This window comes from Amycolatopsis sp. cmx-11-51 (assembly GCF_047608665.1).
Taxonomy (GTDB): domain Bacteria; phylum Actinomycetota; class Actinomycetes; order Mycobacteriales; family Pseudonocardiaceae; genus Amycolatopsis.
This window is the reverse complement of sequence record NZ_JADNQO010000002.1, coordinates 452,987-473,472: the sequence shown is the minus strand read 5'-3', so window position 1 is coordinate 473,472 and position 20,486 is coordinate 452,987. Positions and strand designations below refer to the sequence as shown.

Here is a 20,486-nt window from a genome sequence, read left to right as displayed (position 1 = left end):
ACGAAGCGAACAGCCCCCAGGCAAGGAGGACACCGTGGCCGGTGACTACGCGGTGATCGCGCTCTACATAGCGGGCATGATCGGGGTCGGCTGGTTCGGTCTGCGGCTCGCCAAGACCAAGTCCGACTACCTGGTCGCCGGCCGTCGCCTCGGCTGGTTCATGTATTCGGGCACGATGTCCGCGGTCGTCCTCGGCGGCGCTTCGACGGTCGGCGGGGTGAAGCTCGGCTACACCTACGGCATCTCCGGCGCCTGGCTCGTGATCGCGATCGGCGTCGGCATCCTGGTCCTGCACACGCTGTTCGCGCGGCGGCTGGTGAAGCTGCGCGTCTACACCGTCGGCGAGATGCTCGACCTGCGTTACGGCGGCTCCACCAGCGCGTTCTCCGGCGTCGTCATGTGGGCGTACACGCTGATGCTGACCGTCACCTCGACGCTGGCGTTCGCCACCATCTTCAAGGTCCTGTTCGACGTGCCGAGCTGGGCAGGTATCGCCATCGGCGGTTCGATCGTGGTGCTCTACTCGGTACTCGGCGGCATGTGGTCGATCACGCTGACCGACATCGTCCAGTTCGTCATCAAGACCATCGGCATCCTGTTCGTCCTGCTGCCGGTCTCGATCGCCTCGGCAGGCGGCTTCGACGGGATGGCCGCGCGGCTGGACGAGAGCTACTTCGAACTCACCGCCATCGGCGGCGACACGATCTTCACCTACTTCCTCATCTACAGCTTCGGGCTGCTGATCGGGCAGGACATCTGGCAGCGCGTGTTCACCGCCCGCACCCCGGGCATCGCGACCGGCGGTGGCGTCATCTCCGGTGTCTACTGCCTGATCTACGGCCTCGCCGGCGCGCTGATCGGGACGGCGGCAAAAACCCTCTACCCGACGCTGGCCAGCGCGCAGGACGCGTTCGCCACCATCGTCGAGGAGCAACTGCCCGCCGGGATCCGCGGCCTGGTGCTCGCCGCAGCGCTGTCGGCGATGATGTCGACCGCGAGCGGCGCGCTCATCGCCTGCTCCACGGTGAGCACCTCGGACCTGCTTTCCAAGCTGGGCCTCAAGAAGGCCGTCAACGAGGTCACAAGGAACCGCGTCACCACCCTGGTCCTCGGCATCGCCGCGATCGGTATCGCCATGGTGGTGGACGACGTGGTCAACGCGCTGACCATCGCCTACGACATCCTCGTCGGCGGCCTGCTGGTCGCGATCATCGGCGGGCTGGCCTGGAAGCGCGGTACCCGCCAGGGCGCGCTCGCGTCGATGGTCGTCGGCACCGTCGTGGTCGTCACGTTCATGTTCGTCGACGGCGTCGAGGCCAACAGCCCGATCTACTGGGGACTCGGCTCCAGCCTGGCGGTGTACCTGCTGGTCAGCTTCCTCACCCCGCGGACGTCGGACGAAATCCTTACCGTCTGGACCCGCCGCCTGAACGGCAGCGCGGTCGCCGAAGAAGAAGAGGCGAAAGCGAAACTCGATGAGGCTAAGGCGACGAAGGTCCCTTGATCTTTTGAGGTCGCGCGTTTGGCCGACAGGCCCGCTATCGCGATGGCAGGGCGCCCTACCACCCAACCACCAGTTGACTGCGAAAGTCGCGTCCTGGCAGCGCGATAGCGGTCGCGCGATAAAAATCAAGGAGACACAGTGCCTGAGCAGAGCCCGATCGGCCCCGTCGACTCGTCCAAGGTGCCCCGGTTCGCCGGTTTCGCGACCTTCGCGAGGCTGCCGCGGATCGATCAGGTCGAGCACGCGGACGTCGCCGTCGTCGGGGTGCCGTTCGACGCCGGGGTGTCCTACCGCCCAGGCGCTCGGTTCGGCCCCGCCGCACTCCGTGAGGCCAGCAGGCTCCTTCGCCCGTACCACCCGGAACTCGACGTCTCCCCGTTCGCCGAAACGCAGGTGGTCGACGCCGGCGACATCGCGCTCAACCCGTTCAACATAGGCGAGGCGATCGAGACCCTGCAGGACGAGGCAGAGGCGCTGACCGCGGGCGGGACGCGGCTGGTGACCGTCGGCGGCGACCACACGATCGCACTGCCGCTGCTGCGGGCGGCGGCGAAAAGGCACGGACCGGTGGCGCTGCTGCACTTCGACGCGCACCTCGACACCTGGGACACCTACTTCGGCGAGCCGTACACCCACGGCACCCCGTTCCGGCGGGCGTCCGAGGAAGGCCTCCTCGACACCGAAGCGCTGTCCCACGTCGGCACGCGCGGCCCGCTGTACGGCAAGCGGGATCTGGAAGAGGACCGCCGCCTCGGATTCGGCATCGTCACCTCCGGCGACGTCATGCGCCGCGGGGTCGCCGAGACCGTCGACGCGCTGCGCCAGCGCATCGGCGGCCGCCCGCTCTACATCTCGGTCGACATCGACGTGCTCGACCCCGCGCACGCGCCGGGCACCGGCACCCCCGAAGCGGGCGGCATGACCAGCCGGGAACTGCTGGAAATCCTGCGCGGCCTGCGGGATTGCAACCTCATCGGAGCCGATGTGGTGGAACTGGCCCCGGCTTACGATCATGCCGAGATCACCGCCATCGCGGCCTCCCACGTCGCCTACGACCTGGTGAGCCTGCTCAGCTTGGGGAAGGGCGAATGACCAGCGCAGAACGGATAGGCGGCGACGTAGTCGTCGAAACCCTCCGCGCGCTCGGCGCCGACACCGTGTTCGGCCTGCCCGGCCAGCACGCGCTCGGCCTGTTCGAGGCGCTGCGGCGCGACTCCGGACTCCGCGTGATCGGTTCGCGGGTGGAGAACAACCTGGCGTTCGCGGCCGACGGGCACGCCCGCGCCCGGCTCGCGGCGGACCCCGACGGCCCGGTTCCGGTGACGCCGATGATCGTGTCGACCGGGCCCGGCGCGTTGCTGACCTTGGCTTCGCTGCAGGAGTCCCGGGCCGCGTCGGTGCCGGTGCTCGGCATCTCCAGCCAGATCCCGGTCGCCGGGCTCGGCGGCGGACGGCACGGTTACCTGCACGAACTGCCCGACCAGCGGGCCAGCTTCCGTGACGTGGTGAAGTCCGTGCACGTGGTGCGGACCGTCAGCCAAATCCCGACGGCGCTGCGCGAGGCCTGGGAATCCGCGTCGGCGGCGCCGTACGGCCCGGTGTGGGTCGAAATCCCGCAGGACGTCCTGCTGGCGCCGACGGATCTGCCGCGGATCACCTCGGCGACCGCTAATCCGGCATCCCTCGTACCGCTGCCGGAACTGCTCACCGAAGCAGCGAATCTCCTTGGTGCGGCGAAGAAGCCAGTGATCCTCGCCGGCGGCGGCGCACTGCGCTCGGGCGCGCAGGCGGAACTGAAGGCGCTCGCGGAGGCCTTGCGTGCCCCGGTGCTGTCGACGTTCGGCGGCAAGGGCGTCTTCGGCTGGGACCACGAACTTTCCGGGCAGTCCTGGCTCGAAGACTGGCACAGCACCGAATTCCTCTCGGACGCGGATGTGCTGCTGGTGCTGGGTTCCGGACTCGGCGAGCTGTCCAGCAACTACCGCGAGTTCGCTCCGCGCGGCCGGCTGATCCAGGTCGAGGCCGATCTCGGGAAGCTGGAGTCGAACTACCCGGCGCTGGGCATCCACGCCGACGTCCGGCTCGCCCTGCAAGGACTTCTGGAGCAGGTACCGTTCCGGCAGCCGGACGGCGTTGCCGAAGCGGCTGCCTCGGACCTGCTGGCCAAGGTGCGCGAACGGCTCGACGGCCAGCCACTCGATGCCGAGCGCAGGCTGATCGACGACATCCGCGCGGCGGTCCCCGAAGGCACGCAGACGTTCTGGGACATGACGATCGCGGCCTACTGGGCCTGGTCCGCGTGGAACCCCGAAGGCGCGCCGATCCACACCGCGCAGGGCGCGGGCGGGCTCGGCTACGGCCTGCCCGGCGCGCTCGGCGGCGCGGCCGCCACCGGCGGACCGGTGCTCGCGGTGTCCGGTGACGGCGGCGCGATGTACGGCATCGCGGAACTGGCCACCGCTGTCCAGCACGAACTGGACGTCACGTGGCTCGTGATCGATGACGGCGGCTACGGCATCCTGCGCGAATACCTGACCGGTGCCTTCGGGCAGTCCACCGCAACCGAACTCACGCGACCCGATTTCGCCGCGCTGGCACGCTCTTTCGGCGTCCCGGCCACCGTGTCCTCTTTGGACACCGTGGGGAAGGATCTCGCCGACGCGCTGGGCACGCCCGGCCCGTCGGTGGTCGTCGTCCCCGCGTGTCTGAAGATGTTCGAGCCGACCCACCTGGAGAAGAAATGACTCAGGTCTTCAATTTCGTCGACGGCGCCGAGGTATCGGCGGCGGGCTCGCGAACGCTCGACCTGGTGAACCCCGCCACCGGCGAGGTCTTCGGCACCAGTGTCCTGTCCGAGGAGTCCGAGGTGGACGCCGCACTGGCGGCCGCCGAACGGGCGTTCGAGGTGTGGCGCAAGAGCACGCCCGCCCAGCGTCAACTCGCACTGCTGAAGATCGCCGACGCCGTCGAGGCCCGTGCGGAGGAGTTCGCCGAGCTCGAAATCCGCGAGACCGGTAAGATCCGGTCCGTCGTGCTGGACGAGGAGATCCCGGAGTGCGTCAGCGCTCTGCGGTTCTTCGCGGGCGCGGCGCGGCAACTCGAAGGCACCGCGTCCGGGGAATACCTGCCGGGGCACACTTCCGCGATCCGCCGCGAGCCGGTCGGCGTCTGCGCGCAGATCGCGCCGTGGAACTACCCGCTGATGATGGGTGTCTGGAAGATCGCCCCGGCGCTGGCCGCCGGGAACACGATCGTGCTGAAGCCCGCGGAGACCACGCCGTCGACGGCCGTGCTGCTGGCGAAGGTCGCGGCGGAATTCCTGCCGCGGGGCGCCTTCAACGTGCTGTGCGGTGACCGCGACACCGGCCGCGCGCTGGTGAAGCACCCGATCACCGAGATGGTGTCGATCACCGGGTCGAGCCGCGCGGGCGTCGACGTCGCCACCGTCGCGGCGGCAGACCTCAAGCGCACGCACCTGGAACTCGGCGGGAACGCGCCGCTGCTGGTGTTCGGCGACGTGAACCTCCCCGAGGCGGCGGAAGGCATCGTCGGTGCGGCGTTCTACAACGCCGGGCAGGACTGCACCGCGGGCAGCCGGGTGCTGGTGGACGCGGCGATCCACGACGAGTTCGTCGCGGAGCTGACCAAGGCCGCCGCCACACAGGCGCCCGGCCGGGACTTCGGCCCGCTCAACAGCGAGGCGCAGTTCGGCCGGGTGCGCGGCCTCGTCGAACGGCTCCCCTCCCACGCCCGCGTGGAGACCGGCGGCACCCCCGCCGGTGACCGCGGGTTCTTCTTCTCCCCCACCGTGATCTCGGGCCTGAAGCAGGACGACGAGATCGTGCGGGAGGAGATCTTCGGCCCGGTCATCACCGTCCAGTCCTTTGTGGACGAGGACGAGGCGGTGCGACTGGCCAACGGCGTCCCCTACGGGCTGGCGTCGTCGATCTGGACCAACGACCTCGGACGCGCGACCCGTGTCTCGGGCGAACTCGACTTCGGCTGCGTCTGGGTCAACACCCACGGGCCGCTGGTCGCGGAAATGCCCCACGGCGGCTTCGGTCACTCCGGCCACGGGAAAGACCTCTCGTCCTACTCCTTCGCCGAGTACACCCGCGTCAAGCACGTCATGACCCGCTTCGCCTGACCGCGTTTAGTCCTCTAGTTGCGGTAGTTGGCGGCACGAACTACCGCAACTAGAGGACTACTTGCGTATTTGGAGGTCCCCATGGGTGAGAAGATCACCGAAGTCGAGCAGCACGGCATCGCGCCGATCCCGCCGGAGGAACAGACGTCGCGGCCCCGCGACCTGTTCCGGATGGCGTTCGGCGGCGCGAACACCTTCGCCACCATCATCCTCGGGACGCTCCCGATCGCCTTCGGCCTGAGCTTCTGGGCGGCGGTGGCGGCCACCGTCGCGGGTGTGGTCGTCGGCGCGCTGGTGCTCTCGCCGATGTCGTTGTTCGGCCCGCTCACCCGGACCAACAACGCCGTCTCCTCGGGCGCGCACTTCGGCGTCGTCGGCCGTTGTGTCGGCTCCTTCCTCTCCCTGCTGACGGCGATCACGTTCTTCGCGATCTCGGTCTGGGTGAGCGGCGACGCCGTCGCCGGTGCGGCACAACGGCTTTTCGGCTTCGACGGCGGCGAGGTGCTCCGCGGCGTCGCGTATGGCGTCATCGCGATCGCCACGCTGGTGGTGTGCATCTACGGCTACCGGTTCATGCTGCTGGTGAACCGCGTCGCCGTCACCCTGGGCACCGCGATCATGCTGCTCGGGGTAGTGGCCTACGGCGGCACGTTCGACCCCGGGTTCGACGGCACCGGTACCTACGCTCTCGGGGACTTCTGGCCGACCTGGATCCTGGCCGCGCTCACCACGATGGCGAACCCGATCTCGTTCGGCGCCTTCCTCGGCGACTGGACACGCTACATCCCCGCGCGCCACAGCCGCCGTTCCCTGCTGGCCGCGCCGTTCCTGGCGCAGGTGGCGACGCTGCTGCCGTTCGGGTTCGGCATCGCCACCGCGACGCTGGTCGCGGATCCGGCCGACTACATCACCGGCCTGACCGCGATCTCCCCGCTCTGGTACGCGATCCCGCTGATCGTGGTCGCACTGATCGGCGGGCTGTCCACCGGCACGACGTCGCTCTACGGGACCGGCCTGGACTTCAGTTCGATCTTCGTGAAGCTGAGCCGGGTCCAGGCGACGTTGCTGATCGGCTCGCTCAGCGTCGTGTTCATCTTCGTCGGCAACTTCGTGCTGGACATGGTTTCGAGCATCAACGCCTTCGCCACGCTGATCGTGCTGTGCACGTCGCCGTGGATGGTGATCATGATGATCGGGTTCGTGCTGCGGCGCGGATTCTACGACCCGGACGACCTCCAGGTCTTCAACCAGGGCCGCAAGGGCGGGCGCTACTGGTTCACCCGCGGCGTGAACTGGCGCGCGATGGCCGCGTGGATCCCGGCGACGACACTGGGCTTGCTGACCGCCAACACCCCGATGATCGCCGGGCCGTTCAAGGACATCGCGGGCGGCGTGGACATCAGCATGGTGATGACGCTGTGCACGGCGGCGATCGCGTATCCGGTGCTGGTGAAACTCTTTCCCGAGCCACGGGAGGTCTACGCGTACGCGGAGCCGGCTGTCGCGGTCTAGGCAAACCGGCCCAGCCGTCGAGCGGTTCGTAAATCTCGCCGATCGACGACGACGCCCGCGACCATCGACGCGTCGTCGGTGACGTCCGTCTTGAGGATCTTGATCCCGCGTTCGGCGAGGCACCGTCTGGCGTCCTGAGCGAGTGAGTGACCGGGCACCTGTGCTGACACCAGAGTAAGGGGGTGGGCATGACCGGGACTGTCTCACCGGACTGGGTGGATTTCGGGTCATCTAACGACCCGGAATCCACCCCAGTCACCGACCGCACTCGCGAGCACGACACCGTGGCCTGGTCGACTTGGCCGTCCGCCGCCGGCATCTGGCGGGCCTAGCGCGTGTGATGAACGGGACTTTCATTGCGAAATTTGCAATGAAAGTCCCGTTCATCACACCTCAGCGGTGCGTGTCCTCCGGTGACGGCGTCCGGCTGGCCAGGTTCGCGGACCACTCGGTGACCCGCCGCGCGACGTCCTGCGCGGTGAGCCCGATGCGGGCCAGCACCTCCTCGCGCGACCCGTGGTCGTGGAACACCTGCGGCACCGCCAGATCTCGCAGCGGCACGTCGCATTCGGCGTCGCGGAACAGCGCGGCCAGCGCGGACCCGAAACCACCGTGACGGCCACTGTCTTCGACGGACACGACGAGCTTGTGCTGTTCGGCCAGCGCCACCAGCTCGGCGGGCGCCGGGACGACCCAGCGCGGGTCCACCACGGTCACGCCGATGCCCTGGTCCGCCAACCGGTCCGCGGCGGCGAGCCCGAGCATCGCGAACGCGCCCACCGCGACGAGCAGCACGTCGGCGTCACTGGACGGTTTGCGCAGTACGTCCACCACACCGACGCGTTCGACGGCGGGGACGGAGTCGATCACGCCGCCCTTGGAGAACCGCAGCGCCGTCGGCCCGTCCTCGACCGCGACGGCCTCGCGCAGCTCTTCGCGCAGCGTGCCGGCGTCGCGCGGCGCGGCGACCCGCATACCCGGCACCATGCCCAGCAGCGAGAGGTCCCACATACCGTGGTGGCTCGGCCCGTCCGGTCCGGTGATGCCGGCGCGGTCCAGCACCAGCGTCACCGGCTGGCGGTGCAGCGCGACATCCATCAGGACCTGGTCGAACGCCCGGTTCAAGAAGGTCGAGTAGACGGCGACAACGGGATGCTTGCCGCCCATCGCGAGACCGGCGGCCGAAGTGACCGCGTGCTGCTCGGCGATCCCCACGTCGTACCAGCGGTCCGGGTACGCCTCGGCGAACTTGTGGAGGCCGGTCGAGCGCAGCATGGCCGCGGTGATCGCGACGACGTCCTCGCGGTCGGCGCCGATCTTGACCAGTTCGTCGGCGAAGACGCCGGTCCAGCTCGGGCCCTTGACCGGCGGCAGGCCGGTCTCCGGGTCGATCGGATCGGTCTGGTGCATCTGGTCGGCCTGGTTGGTCACCGCGGGCTCGTAGCCGTGGCCCTTCTCGGTGACCACGTGCACGATGACCGCACCGCCGAAGTCGCGGGCGTTCTGGAACGCCTTCTCCAGTGCCGCGAGGTCGTGCCCGTCGACCGGGCCGAGGTATTTGAGGCCGAGGTCGGAGAACATCATCTGCGGGCTCAGCGCGTCCTTGATCCCCGCCTTCGCCGCGTGCAGCGCCGCGTAGATCGGCTTGCCGACGAAGGGCGTGTGCCGCAGAAGTTCCTTGCCACGGTCCAGAACGCTCTCGTAGCCCGGCTTCAACCGCAGCGACGCCAAGTGGTCCGCCACGCCGCCGATGGTCGGCGAGTACGAGCGGCCGTTGTCGTTGATGACGATGACGACCGGACGGCGCGGGTTCGCGGCGATGTTGTTGAGCGCCTCCCAGCACATGCCGCCGGTCAGCGCCCCGTCACCGACCACGGCGATCGCGTGCCTGCCACCACCGCCGAGTTCGAACGCCTTCGCCAGACCGTCCACATAGGACAACGCCGTCGACGCGTGGCTGTTCTCGACGAGATCGTGCTCGCTCTCGGCGCGCGCCGGGTAGCCGGTGAGACCGCCGAGCTGGCGCAGCTTGCCGAAGCCGTCGTGGCGACCGGTGACGATCTTGTGCACGTAGGCCTGATGACCCACGTCCCACACGATGGCATCGCTCGGCGAGTCGAAGACCCGGTGCAGGGCCATCGTCAGCTCGACGACACCCAGGTTCGGGCCGAGGTGACCACCGGCGAGCCGCACCTTCTCGACCAGGAAGTCGCGGATCTCCGCGGCCAGCTCGCCGAGCTGCTCCTGGTCCAACCGCTTCAAGTCGGCCGGTCCGTGCACGGACTCGAGCAACGTCACTCTTCCACCTCGCCTGGTTCCTCTTCCGCCGTTCCGACCAGTCTACGGAGCGCGTCTGAGAGCCTTCCGTCCACCGCGTCACGGGTCACATGTCAGAAAATCACCATTCGTCACCCGACGGTGTGAACATGGTCTCTTTTGCCAAGTAGCGGTCACGTCGGGTGGCCGCGATAATCGCTGATCGACGGTTGAGCAGGAGCCGGTTTCGGAGGGGCTTGATGGCGGATTTCTTCATCGGTGGCGAATGGGTCGACGCGGTCGGCGGTGGTCGCCGGGAAATCCGCTGCCCCGCGGACGGGTCGCTGGTCGCGGAGGTCGCCGAAGGTACCCGGGAGGACACCGAAGCGGCCATCGCCGCCGCCCGGAAGGCCTTCGACACCGGGCCATGGCCGAACACGCCGGCCCCCGAACGCGGCGACCTGCTGCTCAAGGTCGCCGACCTGCTCGACCGCGACGCCGAGGCCTTCGCTCGCGCCGAGTCGCTCGACACCGGAAAACGCCTGGTCGAGAGCAAGTACGACATGGCCGACATCGCCGCGTGCCTGCGCTACTTCGGCAAGCTCGCCGCCAACGACGCCGGCCGCGTGGTCGACACCGGCGACCCGGACGCGTTCAGCCGGATCGTGCACGAGCCGGTCGGCGTCTGCGGGCTGATCACGCCGTGGAACTACCCGCTCCTGCAGACGATCTGGAAGGTCGCCCCCGCACTCGCGGCGGGCAACACGTTCGTCCTCAAGCCCAGCGAGCTGACGCCGCACACCTGCGTCATGCTGATGAAGCTGCTGACCGAGGCCGGGCTGCCCGGCGGCGTCGCGAACCTGGTACTCGGCGCGGGCGCGCAGGCCGGGGCACCGCTGTCCGAGCATCCCGACGTCGACCTCGTGTCGTTCACCGGTGGCCTCGCGACCGGGAAGATCATCGCCGCCTCCGCCGCCGCCACCGTCAAGAAGGTCGCGCTGGAGCTGGGGGGCAAGAACCCGAACGTCGTCTTCGCCGACTCGGACTTCGACACCGCCGTCGACTACGCGCTGACCGCGGTGTTCCTGCACTCCGGACAGGTCTGCTCGGCGGGCGCGCGGCTGATCGTCCAGGAGGAGTGGCATGACAGGTTCGTCGACGAACTCGTCCGCCGTGCCGAACTGATCCGACTGGGTGGACCTTTCGACCCGAAGGCTGAAACCGGCCCACTGATCTCGGCCGCCCATTTGGAAAAGATCGAACGCTACGTCGCCGCGGCTCTGGAAGAAGGCGCTGTCCTGCGCACCGGCGGCAAACGCCCCGACGATCGCGCGCTGGCGAAGGGGCACTACTACCTGCCGACCATCCTCGACAACGTGAGGCAGGGCAGCAGCGCCGTCGTCGACGAATCGTTCGGCCCGGTGCTCACCGTCGAGACCTTCACCGACGAGGACGACGCCGTCCGCATCGCCAACGACACGCACTACGGCCTCGCGGGCGCGGTATTCACCTCCGACGCGTCGCGCGCGCAGCGGGTCGCGAACCGGCTGCGGCACGGCACGATCTGGATCAACGACTTCCACCCGTACCTGCCGCAGGCGGAATGGGGCGGATACAAGCAATCCGGTTTCGGGCGCGAGCTGGGCCCGACGGGGCTGGCCGAGTACGTGGAGACGAAGCACATCTACCAGAACCTCCGGCCCGGACCACAGCGCTGGTTCTCAGGGGAGCCGGCGGCGTCCAACTAAAAAGGGGAAAGTGCCGATGAGTACTCCTTCCGACGACGGCCTCGCCGGTTTCGGCTACAAACAGGAACTCGAAAGAACGCTCGGCAACTTCCACACCTTCGCCGCCGGGATCAGCTACATCTCGATCCTGACCGGGACCTTCCAGCTGTTCTACTTCGGTTTCAGCTTCGGTGGGCCCGCCTATTGGTGGTCATGGCCGATGGTGTTCGTCGGACAGCTGATGGTCGCGTTGTCGTTCGCCGAACTGGCCGCGCACTACCCGGTGGCCGGATCGATCTACAACTGGTCGAAACGGCTCGGCAGCCCGCACGTGGCCTGGATGGCCGGGTGGATGATGCTGACCGCCTCGATCGTCAGCATCGCCGCTGTCGCGCTGGCGTATCAGATCACGCTCCCCCAGATCTCGTCGTTCTTCTCGTTCTCCGGCGACAGCGCGGTGAACGCGATCATCCTCGGCACCATCCTGATCCTGTTCACCACGCTGGTGAACGCGTGGGGCGTCAAGCTGATGGCGCGGATCAACAGCGCCGGGGTGTTCATCGAACTCATCGCCGCGGTCCTGCTGATCATCGCGCTCGCGGTGAACATCACCCGCGGCCCCGAGGTCGTCATGCAGACCAACAACACCGGCGCCGACCAGCCCTGGGGCTATTTCGGGGCCTTCCTGGTCGCTTCGCTCGCGTCGACGTATGTCATGTACGGCTTCGACACGGCCAGCTCACTCGGAGAGGAATCGCACGACCCACGCAAGAACGCGCCCAAGGCGATCCTGCGCGCGCTGATCGCGTCGTTCGTCATCGGCGGGCTGATCCTGATCCTGGCGCTGATGGCCGTCGGCGACATCAACGACCCCGAGATCGCGACGGGCGGGCTGCAGTTCATCGTGCTCGACGTCCTCGGCAGCACGATCGGCACGATCTTCCTGCTGGCGGTCGTCATCGCCATCACGGTGTGCAACCTGGCCGTGCAGTCGGCGTCGATCCGGATGATGTTCGCGATGGGCCGGGACAACAACCTGCCCGCCGGGAAGCATCTGGCGCGGGTGTCGCCGAAGACGAAGACGCCAGTGATCCCCGCGATCGTCTCCGGTGTCATCGCGGTGCTGATCCTGGTGGTCAACGTCGGCCAGCCGCAGATCTTCACGGTGATCACCAGCATCGGCATCATCATGATCTACCTGGCGTACCTGCTGGTGACCATCCCGATGCTGGTCAAGCGACTTCGTGGACAGTGGCCCCCGCCGAAAGGGGAAGGCACCAAGTACTTCTCCCTCGGCAAACTGGGTCTGCCGGTCAACATCCTCGGCGTGCTGTGGGGCGGCGCGATCGTGGTGAACCTGGCGTGGCCGCGGCGCGAGGTCTACAACGCGACCGAGCCCTACCACTGGTACCTCGAATGGGGGGCCGTGCTGTTCGTCGGCGCGGTGGCGGTCATCGGTTTCGCGTACTACTGGTTCGTCCTGCGGCACAAGAGCGGTGTTCTCGCCGATCACGCCGCGGAAGCACAGCCCGAGGAGGCAGCACAGTGACCGGAGAGTTCGACTACATCGTCGTCGGCGGCGGGACGGCGGGTTCGGTGGTCGCGGCGAGACTCTCGGAGGACCCGGACGTCACCGTGGCGCTCCTGGAAGCCGGACCGTCCGATGTGGACGACCAAGCGGTACTGGAACTGACGAAGTGGATGGCGCTGCTCGAATCCGGGTACGACTGGGACTACCTGGTCGAACCGCAGGAGTCCGGAAACTCCTTCCTGCGGCACGCCCGCGCGCGAGTGCTCGGCGGCTGCTCGTCGCACAACTCGTGCATCGCGTTCTGGGCACCGGCGGAAGACCTCGACGAATGGTCGTCACTCGGCCTGCCCGGCTGGTCGGCCAAGGACATCTTCCCGCTGTACAAGCGGCTTGAGACCAACGACGGCCCCGGTGACCACCACGGCCGCTCGGGCCCGGTGACCATCCGCTCGGTGCCGCCGAACGATCCGACCGGCGTCGCCCTGCTGCGAGCGTGTGAGCAGGCGGGCATCCCGCGGACGGAATTCAACTCGGGCAAGACCGTGACGCACGGAGCGAACTGGTTCCAGATCAACGCGCGCGAAGACGGCACGAGGTCGTCGGCGTCGGTGTCCTACCTGCACCCGATCATCGGCAAGCGGCCGAATCTGGAGATCATCACCGGCGCCCGCGTCCGGCGGCTGCTGTTCGACGGCAAACGCTGCACCGGCGCGGAATACCTGGCCGACGACCTGATCCACGGCGTTCCGTTGCGCGCGCGACGCGAAGTGATCCTGTCCTCTGGCGCGATCGACACCCCGAAACTCCTGATGCTGTCGGGAATCGGCCCGGCCGCGCATCTGCGCGAGGTCGGGGTGGACGTGCTCGTGGACTCCCCCGGCGTCGGCGAAAACCTGCAGGATCACCCGGAGGGCGTCATCCAATGGGACGCGCTGCAGCCGATGACCACCGAGTCCACGCAATGGTGGGAAATCGGCATCTTCACCAGCACGGAGGAAGGCCTCGACCGGCCGGACCTGATGTTCCACTACGGTTCCGTGCCGTTCGACATGAACACCCTCCGGCAGGGTTATCCCACCACGGAGAACGGCTTCTGCCTGACCCCGAACGTCACCCGGTCGCGTTCGACCGGGACCGTGCGGCTGCGCAGCCGTGACTACCGGGACAAGCCGAAGGTGGACCCGCGCTACTTCACCGACGAGCATGACATGCGCGTGATGACCTACGGCATCAAACTGGCCCGCAAGATCGCCGAACAACCCGCGCTGGACGAATGGGCGGGCACGGAACTCGCGCCCGGCAGGGACGTCAAGACCGACGACGAGATCGCGGACTACCTGCGCAAGACGCACAACACGGTCTATCACCCCGCGTGCACCGCGAAAATGGGCGGCGACGGGGACCCCTCTGCCGTACTGGACGCTCGGCTGCGGGTGCGCGGGGTCGAGGGCCTGCGGGTCGCCGACGGTTCGGCGATGCCGTTCCTGGTCGCGGTGAACCCGTGCATCACGACGATGGCGATCGGCGAGAAGTGCGCGGACCTGCTGAAGGAGGATGCGCGCACTTAAAGGTGCTTGAGAAGGCCCCCTGGCTTCGGCCAGGGGGCCTTCGCTTTGCCCGAAAACCAGTGGAGCGGCCCCGCCGGTGCCATTACCGTGCCGCTGAACCACGCCGCCGAGCCGAGGACCTGCCGTTGTACGCCCTGTGAGACCTCCCGAGAGCTGATTCGTTGCGCGCCGCGTCTCCGCGGTCGCGCTCCTTCTTGCTGCGGTTTTCTCACTGAAACGGGTGTATTCCTGTGCTCGAAAACTGGGTGGTCGTACCCACCTGCCTGCCACTCGTCCGCCGCCGTTGCCACGCGTGCGCGTCCGGCCGCTTCCGGGCGAGCGGCAAGTTCCGCGTCAACGCCAACCACAAGCTCATCGACGCCTGGCTCCTCGTGCTCTGCACCGCGTGCGGGGACACGGCGAAGCTCACGATCCTGGAACGAACGAAAGTGCGCTCCGTCCGGCCTGAGCTGCTGAACCGGCTGCACGACAACGATCTCGGCCTAGTCGCCGAACTGCTGCGGGATCCGGTCTTGCTACGCCGGAACCGCGTCGCCCTCGACTGGGACGGCGCTTGGCGCCTCGACACCGGTGGTTCGGTCCTCCTGGACACGCTCGACGTCTCGGTTCGCTTCGCGGCGCGGATCCCGGTCCGGCCCGTGCGGCTGATCGCCGAAGGGTGCGGCCTTACGCGGGCCGAGGTCGAGAGATTGATCGACGGGGGGAGGGTCTCTTCGGAAATTCAGTTGAACGGGAAAGTGTCGAGAGGTTTCAATTTCACGCTGAAACGCTGAGGCTGAGACCCGGGCGCCATCCTTGATGTCGCGAAAGCCACTTGCGCGACGTCTGATGTCCCGAAAGTGGCTTTCGCGACATCGGGCACTGGGCCCTGGGCCCTGGGCCCTGGGCACTGGGCACTGGGCACTGGGCACTGGGGTCGTTCGGGAAGACGGTGTTGTGAACGCCTCGTTCACAACACCTGCCCTGAGACCGACACCCGGGGCACGACACAGCTTGGGGTGCCGCAGTCGCCGCTCCCATGCCCGACCGTAAGCTTTGTGTCACCGCCGAGCTATTCGATTTCACCCTCTAGTGGTCAATGCGCAATGAGCGTTGTCGCTTAAAATTACGAACAATTGTTCGGGGATTTCGGTATCATGGAGGGGTGTCCGAGACCCTCATTCCCGAACTGCCGCAGGAGTTGTGGCGCGCCGGCAAGCTGGAGCTTGCCCACGGCGTGACGCATCTGCTGCAGGTGCTGCGGGTGGCGTCGGCCGGGCTGGGGAAATACCTGGCCGAGGTCGAAACGCGGGGCGCGGAAGACCTGTTCGGCTACGGGAGCGCGTCACGCTGGTTCGCTGACGTGGCCCGGATTTCCCACGGTGACGCGCAGGACGTGGTGAATCGGGCACTGGCGCTCAGCCCCGTCCCGGAGGCCGGTGGCACGGGAACGGTGTTCGCGCCCGCGACCGCCGCCGCGGCCGAGGACGGCGCGCTCGCCGAGCAGCACATCGACCTCATCCTCGACTTTCTCCGCAGGATCCCGTCCGACGTGCCCACGGACGAGCGCGACGGCGCGGAGAAGATCCTCGCCGACCTCGCCCGGAAAGCCGGGCCGAAAGAGATCACCGAAGCCGGCGCCGACCTGCTCGCCCATCTGGACGCGGACGGGAAGGAACCGAAGGATCCCGAACCCGACCCGCCGCGGCGTGAGGTGTTCGTCGAGCGCCGCAAAGACGGTTTCTGGAAGCTCTCCGGACTCCTCGACCCCGAGACCGGGGCCCGCACCGCGGCCGCGCTGGACGCCCACGCGGGACGACGCCCGGTCGACGAGTTCGGCCAGGCCGACCACCGGACCCTGCCCCAACGCCGCGGCGACGCCTTGGCTGACCTTCTCGACCTCGCCATCGCCTGCCCCGACCAGCCCGGCACCTCCGGCTACCGCACCCTCGTGCACGTCACCATCGGCCTCGATGAACTGAAGACCGGTATCGGGAACGCATGTTTGGACTTCGTCGGGCGGATCACCGCCCGCGAAGCCAGACTGGCCGCCTGCGACTGTCTCATGATCCCCGTGGTCCTCAGCGCCGCCGGTGAACCCCTCGACGTCGGGCGGATGAGACGATTCGTCACCCCCGGCCAACGCCGCGCCCTCAACATCCGTGACGGGGGCTGCGCGTTCCCCGCGTGTCATCGGGCGCCGAAGCACTGCCACGCCCATCACATTCAGCACTGGGCAGACGGCGGCCCCACTGACCTACGCAACCTCGTGCTGCTCTGCTCGTTCCACCATCGGCTCATCCACCACGACGACTGGCAAGTCCGAATGGCACCCGATGGCATTCCGGAATTCGTGCCACCCCGATATCTGGATCCGCTACGACAACCCCGGCGCAATATCCTGCACCGCGTTACCTGACAACAGAACCGAGGAGCCCGTCGGCCACACCGGCGACGGGCTTCTCGGCATGCCCGCGGTCCTCAGGGAATCGAATCCGAAATGACAGCCGGTGTACCGCGGTCCCCGGAGATCTGGTTCAGCACCCAGACCTGCCCGAACTCGGCCAGCGCGGGCCCCGACCAGTAGGCCCCTATGCTCACGCCCTTCCATAGCGGCATCTTCGGCCCGCTCAGAGTTCCGTGGCTAACCTGAACCTGGACGGCGCCCTCGACCCAGGTGAAGACGAAATGGGCGTACATGAACATCCACGCCTGCCTGCCCAGAAGATCCCGGGTGAGCACCGGCCCGTCCGACACGTAGGGCGCCGTGTAGATGACCTGTTTCCGGCCGCTCCGGTAGCTGACCTCCTGTGTGGTGATACCGGGCGGAAGCATCGAGGGGAGCACGGGTCAGCCTTTCCCGCCGCGATCACCGAATACCAGGGCAAGAGATCTCGTTTCCCGAAATTCGAACACGAAACTCAGGATGACGAGCACCCGGCACCCGGACAAGTCGAACGAGGCCGATCCATTCCGACGGTCTACGAATTCCCCGTTATTGCAACAACGCAACGCATTCGACATGGTGTGTCATCGGGAAGGCGTCGAAAGCGCGCAGGTCCACCAGCCGGTAGCCGTGCTCCGCGAACAGCGCGATGTCCCTGGCCAGCGCCGCCGGGTCGCACGCCACGTAGACGATCCGGTCCGGCGAGCCTTCGACGATCGACTCGACGACGGCCTTGCCCGCGCCCTTGCGCGGCGGGTCGAGGACGACGACGTCGACGGGTTTGGGGGCATCGTCCAGCAGGTGCTCGACGCGGCCGGAGCGCCAGCGGACCTGGGGGAGGTCGGCCAGGTTCTCCTCACCGTCGGACACGGCGCGGCGGCCGGATTCAATGGCCAGGACCCGCCCGCCCGGGCCGACCTGCGAAGCGAGCACGGAGGCGAAAAGGCCGACGCCGGCGTAGAGGTCCCAGGCCACGCCGTCGCGCGGGGCTTCGGCCCATTCGGCGACGACGGCGGCCAGGGTGTCCGCGGCGGCCGGGTGGACCTGCCAGAAGCCGTGGGCGTCCAGGCGCCAGTCGCGGCCCGCCGCGTGCTGGACGGCGAGCCCGCCCGCCAGCTGCCGGGACTTGGTCTTCCCGTGGACCGTCGACAGGTCACGAAGGTGCACGTGACCCCCGCCGTCCTTGGTGACCTCGATTTCGCTGCCGGGCCGCCAGTTCCGCGACACGACGTCGTCGAGCGCGCCGGGGACGGTGATCGGGCAGTCGTCGATCGGGATCACGCGGTGGCTGTGGTGCGCCCGGAAACCCGCGCGGCCGTCCTTGCCCGCGACGAGCCGGACGCGGCTGCGCCAGTCCAGCGGGCCGCCGTCGAACGCTTCGACGACGACCTCGCGCTCGATCCCGGCCATCCTCTTCAGCTGTTCCATGACCACGGCGGCCTTGAGTTCACGCTGGTGACCGGGCGTGGCGTGCTGCCAATCGCAGCCGCCGCACCCCCCTGGCGCCGCGAGCGGGCACGGCGGCTCCACTCGTTCCGGTGACGCCTCCAGGATCTCGATCGCGTCGGCGCGGCAGAACGAACCACCCTTGTCCTCGGTGACCGAGGCCAGTACCCGTTCGCCGGGCAGCGCGTGCCGCACGAACACGACCCGCCCCTCCGCCCGCGCGACGCAGTGCCCGCCGTGCGCCACCGCGCCGACCTCCAGCTCGATCGTCCGTCCGAGCCACGTACCGGTCGACGCGTCCACACTCATTCTGATTTTTCCTTGTCCTTCGTCTTTTCGGTCTGCTTGCCCACGGGGGAGAATCCACGCCGGACGTCACCGGCCGCGGGGCGCGCCTTCCGGTCGCGTTTGATCGCCTTTTCCGACGATTCGAGCTGCCACGGCACGCTGGTCACCATGACGCCGGGCTGGAACAGCAGGCGTCCCTTGAGCCGCAGCGCGCTCTGATTGTGCAGCACCTGCTCCCACCAGTGCCCGACGACATACTCCGGGATGAACACGGTGACCACGTTGCGCGGATTGTCACCGCGGACACGCTTCACATAGTCCAGCACGGGTTTCGTGATCTCGCGATACGGCGATTCGATCACTTTCAGCGGCACCTTGAAGTTGTGGTCGTCCCATTCCTGGACGAGTTTGCGCGTCTCCATGTCGTCGACGTTCACGGTGACGGCTTCGAGCACATCGGGGCGCACGGCCTTGGCATAGGAAAGCGCACGCAACGTCGGCAGGTGCAGTTTCGAAATCAACACGATCGCATGGTTACGCGAAGGCAATACGACCGGTTTCCGGTCCATTTCGCGCAATTCCTCGGCGACCCGGTCATAGTGCTTCCGGATCGCGGTCATCAGGATGTAGATCGCCACCATCGCCGCGATCGCGATCCAGGCGCCGAGCAGGAACTTCGTGATCAGCACGATGATCAGCACGGTGCCGGTCATCGTGAGGCCGACGGCGTTGACGGTCTGCGAACGCCGCATCCGCCGCCGCACCGCCGGGTCGGTTTCCCTGGCCAGCAGGCGATTCCAGTGCCGAATCATGCCAGCCTGGCTGATCGTGAACGAGACGAAAACCCCGACGATGTAGAGCTGGATGAGCTTCGTGACCTCGGCGTCGAACGCGATGATCAGCACCAGCGCGAACGCCGAGAGGAAAAGAATGCCGTTGGAGAACGCCAGCCTGTCGCCGCGAGTGTGCAGCTGGCGCGGCAGGTAACGGTCTTGGGCGAGGATCGAGCCGAGCACCGGGAAGCCGTTGAACGCGGTGTTCGCGGCCAGCAGCAGGATGATCCCGGTGACGAAGGAGATGTAGTAGAAGCCCGGCGTGAAGTCGGCGAACACCGCGTGCGCGATCTGCGCGACGATCGTCTTCTGCTCATAGCCCGCCGGGGTACCGGACAGCTGGGTCTCGGGATGCTCGGCGAACTTGACCTCGGTGATGATCGCCAGCGTGATGATGCCGACCAGCATCGTCACCGCCAGCACCCCCATCATCAGCAACGTGGTCGCCGCGTTCTTCGACTTCGGTTTCCGGAACGCCGGGACGCCGTTGCTGATGGCCTCGACCCCGGTCAGCGCCGCCGCGCCGGAGGAGAACGTCCGCAGCAGCAGGAAGAAGAACGCGAAACCGGTCAAAGAGGCTTCTTCGTGCAACCCGAAATCGGCGCTCTCGGCCCGCATGTCGGCGCCGGAGGCGGCCTCGATCAGGCCCCAGATCACCATGCCGATAATGCCGATGATGAAGCCGTACACCGGGATGGCGAAGGTTTTGCCCGATTCGCGCACTCCGCGCAGATTCAGCGCGGTCAGCACGACCACGATGACGACCGCGAAGATCACCTTGTGCTGCGCCACCCACGGAATGGCCGAACCGATGTTCGCCACGCCGGACGACGTCGAGACCGCCACGGTGAGCACGTAGTCGACCAGCAGCGCGCTGGCCACGGTGAGCCCGAATTTACCGCCGAGGTTGGTGTTGGCGACTTCGTAGTCACCGCCGCCGCTGGGGTAGGCGTGCACGTTCTGCCGGTAGGACGCGACCACGACCAGCATGACGAGCGCGACGGCGACCCCGATCCAGGGCGCGAACGCGTACGCGGACAGACCGGCGACACTGAGGGTCAGAAAGATTTCCTCAGGCGCGTAGGCGACGCTCGACAACGCGTCGGACGCGAAAATCGGCAGCGCGATGCGCTTCGGCAGGAGCGTATGCGAGAGGCGGTCACTCCGGAAAGGACGTCCGAGGACGAGCCGCTTCAATACGGTCGGGAACTTCGACACCAGGAAAGACTAGCCGCGGCGCGCAGCGTCT

16 protein-coding genes are annotated in these 20,486 nt (G+C 67.6%); 11 read left to right on the top strand and 5 right to left on the bottom strand.

What is annotated here, in order from left to right; genetic code table 11:
- Positions 1-34: 34 nt before the first annotated feature.
- From ACM6LU_RS11145 to ACM6LU_RS11125, 5 genes are all read left to right on the top strand, one after another.
- The gene (locus ACM6LU_RS11145) at positions 35-1,504 is read left to right on the top strand and encodes a sodium:solute symporter (protein WP_414937551.1); all 1,470 of its coding nucleotides are present in this window, start codon (positions 35-37) and stop codon (positions 1,502-1,504) included.
- Positions 1,505-1,642: 138 nt separating this feature from the next.
- Complete coding sequence (speB, locus tag ACM6LU_RS11140; protein WP_414937550.1) at positions 1,643-2,596, top strand: agmatinase; 954 nt, start codon at positions 1,643-1,645, stop codon at positions 2,594-2,596.
- A complete protein-coding gene (locus tag ACM6LU_RS11135) occupies positions 2,593-4,248 on the top strand; it encodes a thiamine pyrophosphate-binding protein (protein ID WP_414937549.1) in 1,656 nt (551 codons plus the stop codon). The genes speB and ACM6LU_RS11135 overlap by 4 nt, the downstream gene beginning before the upstream one ends.
- The gene (locus ACM6LU_RS11130; RefSeq protein ID WP_414937548.1) at positions 4,245-5,651 is read left to right on the top strand and encodes an aminobutyraldehyde dehydrogenase; all 1,407 of its coding nucleotides are present in this window, start codon (positions 4,245-4,247) and stop codon (positions 5,649-5,651) included. The genes ACM6LU_RS11135 and ACM6LU_RS11130 overlap by 4 nt, the downstream gene beginning before the upstream one ends.
- 81 nt (positions 5,652-5,732) lie before the next feature.
- Complete coding sequence (locus tag ACM6LU_RS11125; protein ID WP_414937547.1) at positions 5,733-7,163, top strand: purine-cytosine permease family protein; 1,431 nt, start codon at positions 5,733-5,735, stop codon at positions 7,161-7,163.
- Here the strand turns inward: ACM6LU_RS11125 and ACM6LU_RS11120 are convergent.
- The gene (locus ACM6LU_RS11120; protein ID WP_414937546.1) at positions 7,160-7,333 is read right to left on the bottom strand and encodes a hypothetical protein; all 174 of its coding nucleotides are present in this window, start codon (positions 7,331-7,333) and stop codon (positions 7,160-7,162) included. The genes ACM6LU_RS11125 and ACM6LU_RS11120 overlap by 4 nt on opposite strands.
- 18 nt (positions 7,334-7,351) lie before the next feature.
- Here ACM6LU_RS11120 and ACM6LU_RS11115 point away from each other — a divergent pair, with 18 nt between their 5' ends.
- A complete protein-coding gene (locus tag ACM6LU_RS11115; RefSeq protein ID WP_414937545.1) occupies positions 7,352-7,495 on the top strand; it encodes a hypothetical protein in 144 nt (47 codons plus the stop codon).
- 61 nt (positions 7,496-7,556) lie between these two features.
- Here the strand turns inward: ACM6LU_RS11115 and dxs are convergent, their stop codons facing one another.
- Positions 7,557-9,461, bottom strand: a complete 1,905-nt coding sequence (dxs, locus tag ACM6LU_RS11110) for a 1-deoxy-D-xylulose-5-phosphate synthase (protein ID WP_414937544.1) — start codon at positions 9,459-9,461, stop codon at positions 7,557-7,559.
- Positions 9,462-9,679: 218 nt separating this feature from the next.
- On the opposite strand from dxs, the gene ACM6LU_RS11105 reads away from it, so the two are divergent.
- The 5 genes from ACM6LU_RS11105 (at position 9,680) to ACM6LU_RS11085 (ending at position 16,643) form a co-directional block, all read left to right on the top strand.
- The gene (locus ACM6LU_RS11105) at positions 9,680-11,167 is read left to right on the top strand and encodes an aldehyde dehydrogenase family protein (RefSeq protein WP_414937543.1); all 1,488 of its coding nucleotides are present in this window, start codon (positions 9,680-9,682) and stop codon (positions 11,165-11,167) included.
- 16 nt (positions 11,168-11,183) lie between these two features.
- The gene (locus ACM6LU_RS11100; protein WP_414937542.1) at positions 11,184-12,695 is read left to right on the top strand and encodes an APC family permease; all 1,512 of its coding nucleotides are present in this window, start codon (positions 11,184-11,186) and stop codon (positions 12,693-12,695) included.
- Positions 12,692-14,245 (top strand): GMC family oxidoreductase, encoded by a 1,554-nt coding sequence (locus ACM6LU_RS11095; RefSeq protein ID WP_414937541.1) that lies wholly within the window; start codon positions 12,692-12,694, stop codon positions 14,243-14,245. Before ACM6LU_RS11100 ends, ACM6LU_RS11095 begins: the two co-directional genes overlap by 4 nt.
- 230 nt (positions 14,246-14,475) lie before the next feature.
- On the top strand, positions 14,476-15,018 hold the full coding sequence (locus tag ACM6LU_RS11090; protein WP_414937540.1) for a DUF1062 domain-containing protein: 543 nt from the start codon (positions 14,476-14,478) through the stop codon (positions 15,016-15,018).
- Positions 15,019-15,389: 371 nt separating this feature from the next.
- Positions 15,390-16,643 (top strand): DUF222 domain-containing protein, encoded by a 1,254-nt coding sequence (locus ACM6LU_RS11085; protein WP_414937539.1) that lies wholly within the window; start codon positions 15,390-15,392, stop codon positions 16,641-16,643.
- 62 nt (positions 16,644-16,705) lie between these two features.
- Here the strand turns inward: ACM6LU_RS11085 and ACM6LU_RS11080 are convergent, their stop codons facing one another.
- The 3 genes from ACM6LU_RS11080 to ACM6LU_RS11070 all read right to left on the bottom strand — a co-directional run bounded on the left by ACM6LU_RS11080 (position 16,706) and on the right by ACM6LU_RS11070 (position 20,455).
- Positions 16,706-17,071, bottom strand: a complete 366-nt coding sequence (locus tag ACM6LU_RS11080) for a hypothetical protein (protein WP_414937538.1) — start codon at positions 17,069-17,071, stop codon at positions 16,706-16,708.
- Positions 17,072-17,219: 148 nt separating this feature from the next.
- A complete protein-coding gene (locus tag ACM6LU_RS11075) occupies positions 17,220-18,425 on the bottom strand; it encodes a class I SAM-dependent RNA methyltransferase (protein ID WP_414937537.1) in 1,206 nt (401 codons plus the stop codon).
- Positions 18,422-20,455, bottom strand: coding sequence for an APC family permease (locus tag ACM6LU_RS11070; RefSeq protein ID WP_414937536.1), 2,034 nt, complete (start codon positions 20,453-20,455; stop codon positions 18,422-18,424). The genes ACM6LU_RS11075 and ACM6LU_RS11070 overlap by 4 nt, the downstream gene beginning before the upstream one ends.
- Between the last annotated feature and the right edge of the window lie 31 nt (positions 20,456-20,486).

Bases quoted from the DNA above. Each gene is read 5' to 3' on its own strand.
- ACM6LU_RS11075 (WP_414937537.1), bottom strand. From the start codon at position 18,425: ATGAGTGTGGACGCGTCGACCGGTACGTGGCTCGGACGGACGATCGAG.
- ACM6LU_RS11125 (WP_414937547.1), top strand. From the start codon at position 5,733: ATGGGTGAGAAGATCACCGAAGTCGAGCAGCACGGCATCGCGCCGATC.
- ACM6LU_RS11115 (WP_414937545.1), top strand. From the start codon at position 7,352: ATGACCGGGACTGTCTCACCGGACTGGGTGGATTTCGGGTCATCTAAC.
- ACM6LU_RS11105 (WP_414937543.1), top strand. From the start codon at position 9,680: ATGGCGGATTTCTTCATCGGTGGCGAATGGGTCGACGCGGTCGGCGGT.
- ACM6LU_RS11135 (WP_414937549.1), top strand. From the start codon at position 2,593: ATGACCAGCGCAGAACGGATAGGCGGCGACGTAGTCGTCGAAACCCTC.
- ACM6LU_RS11130 (WP_414937548.1), top strand. From the start codon at position 4,245: ATGACTCAGGTCTTCAATTTCGTCGACGGCGCCGAGGTATCGGCGGCG.
- ACM6LU_RS11100 (WP_414937542.1), top strand. From the start codon at position 11,184: ATGAGTACTCCTTCCGACGACGGCCTCGCCGGTTTCGGCTACAAACAG.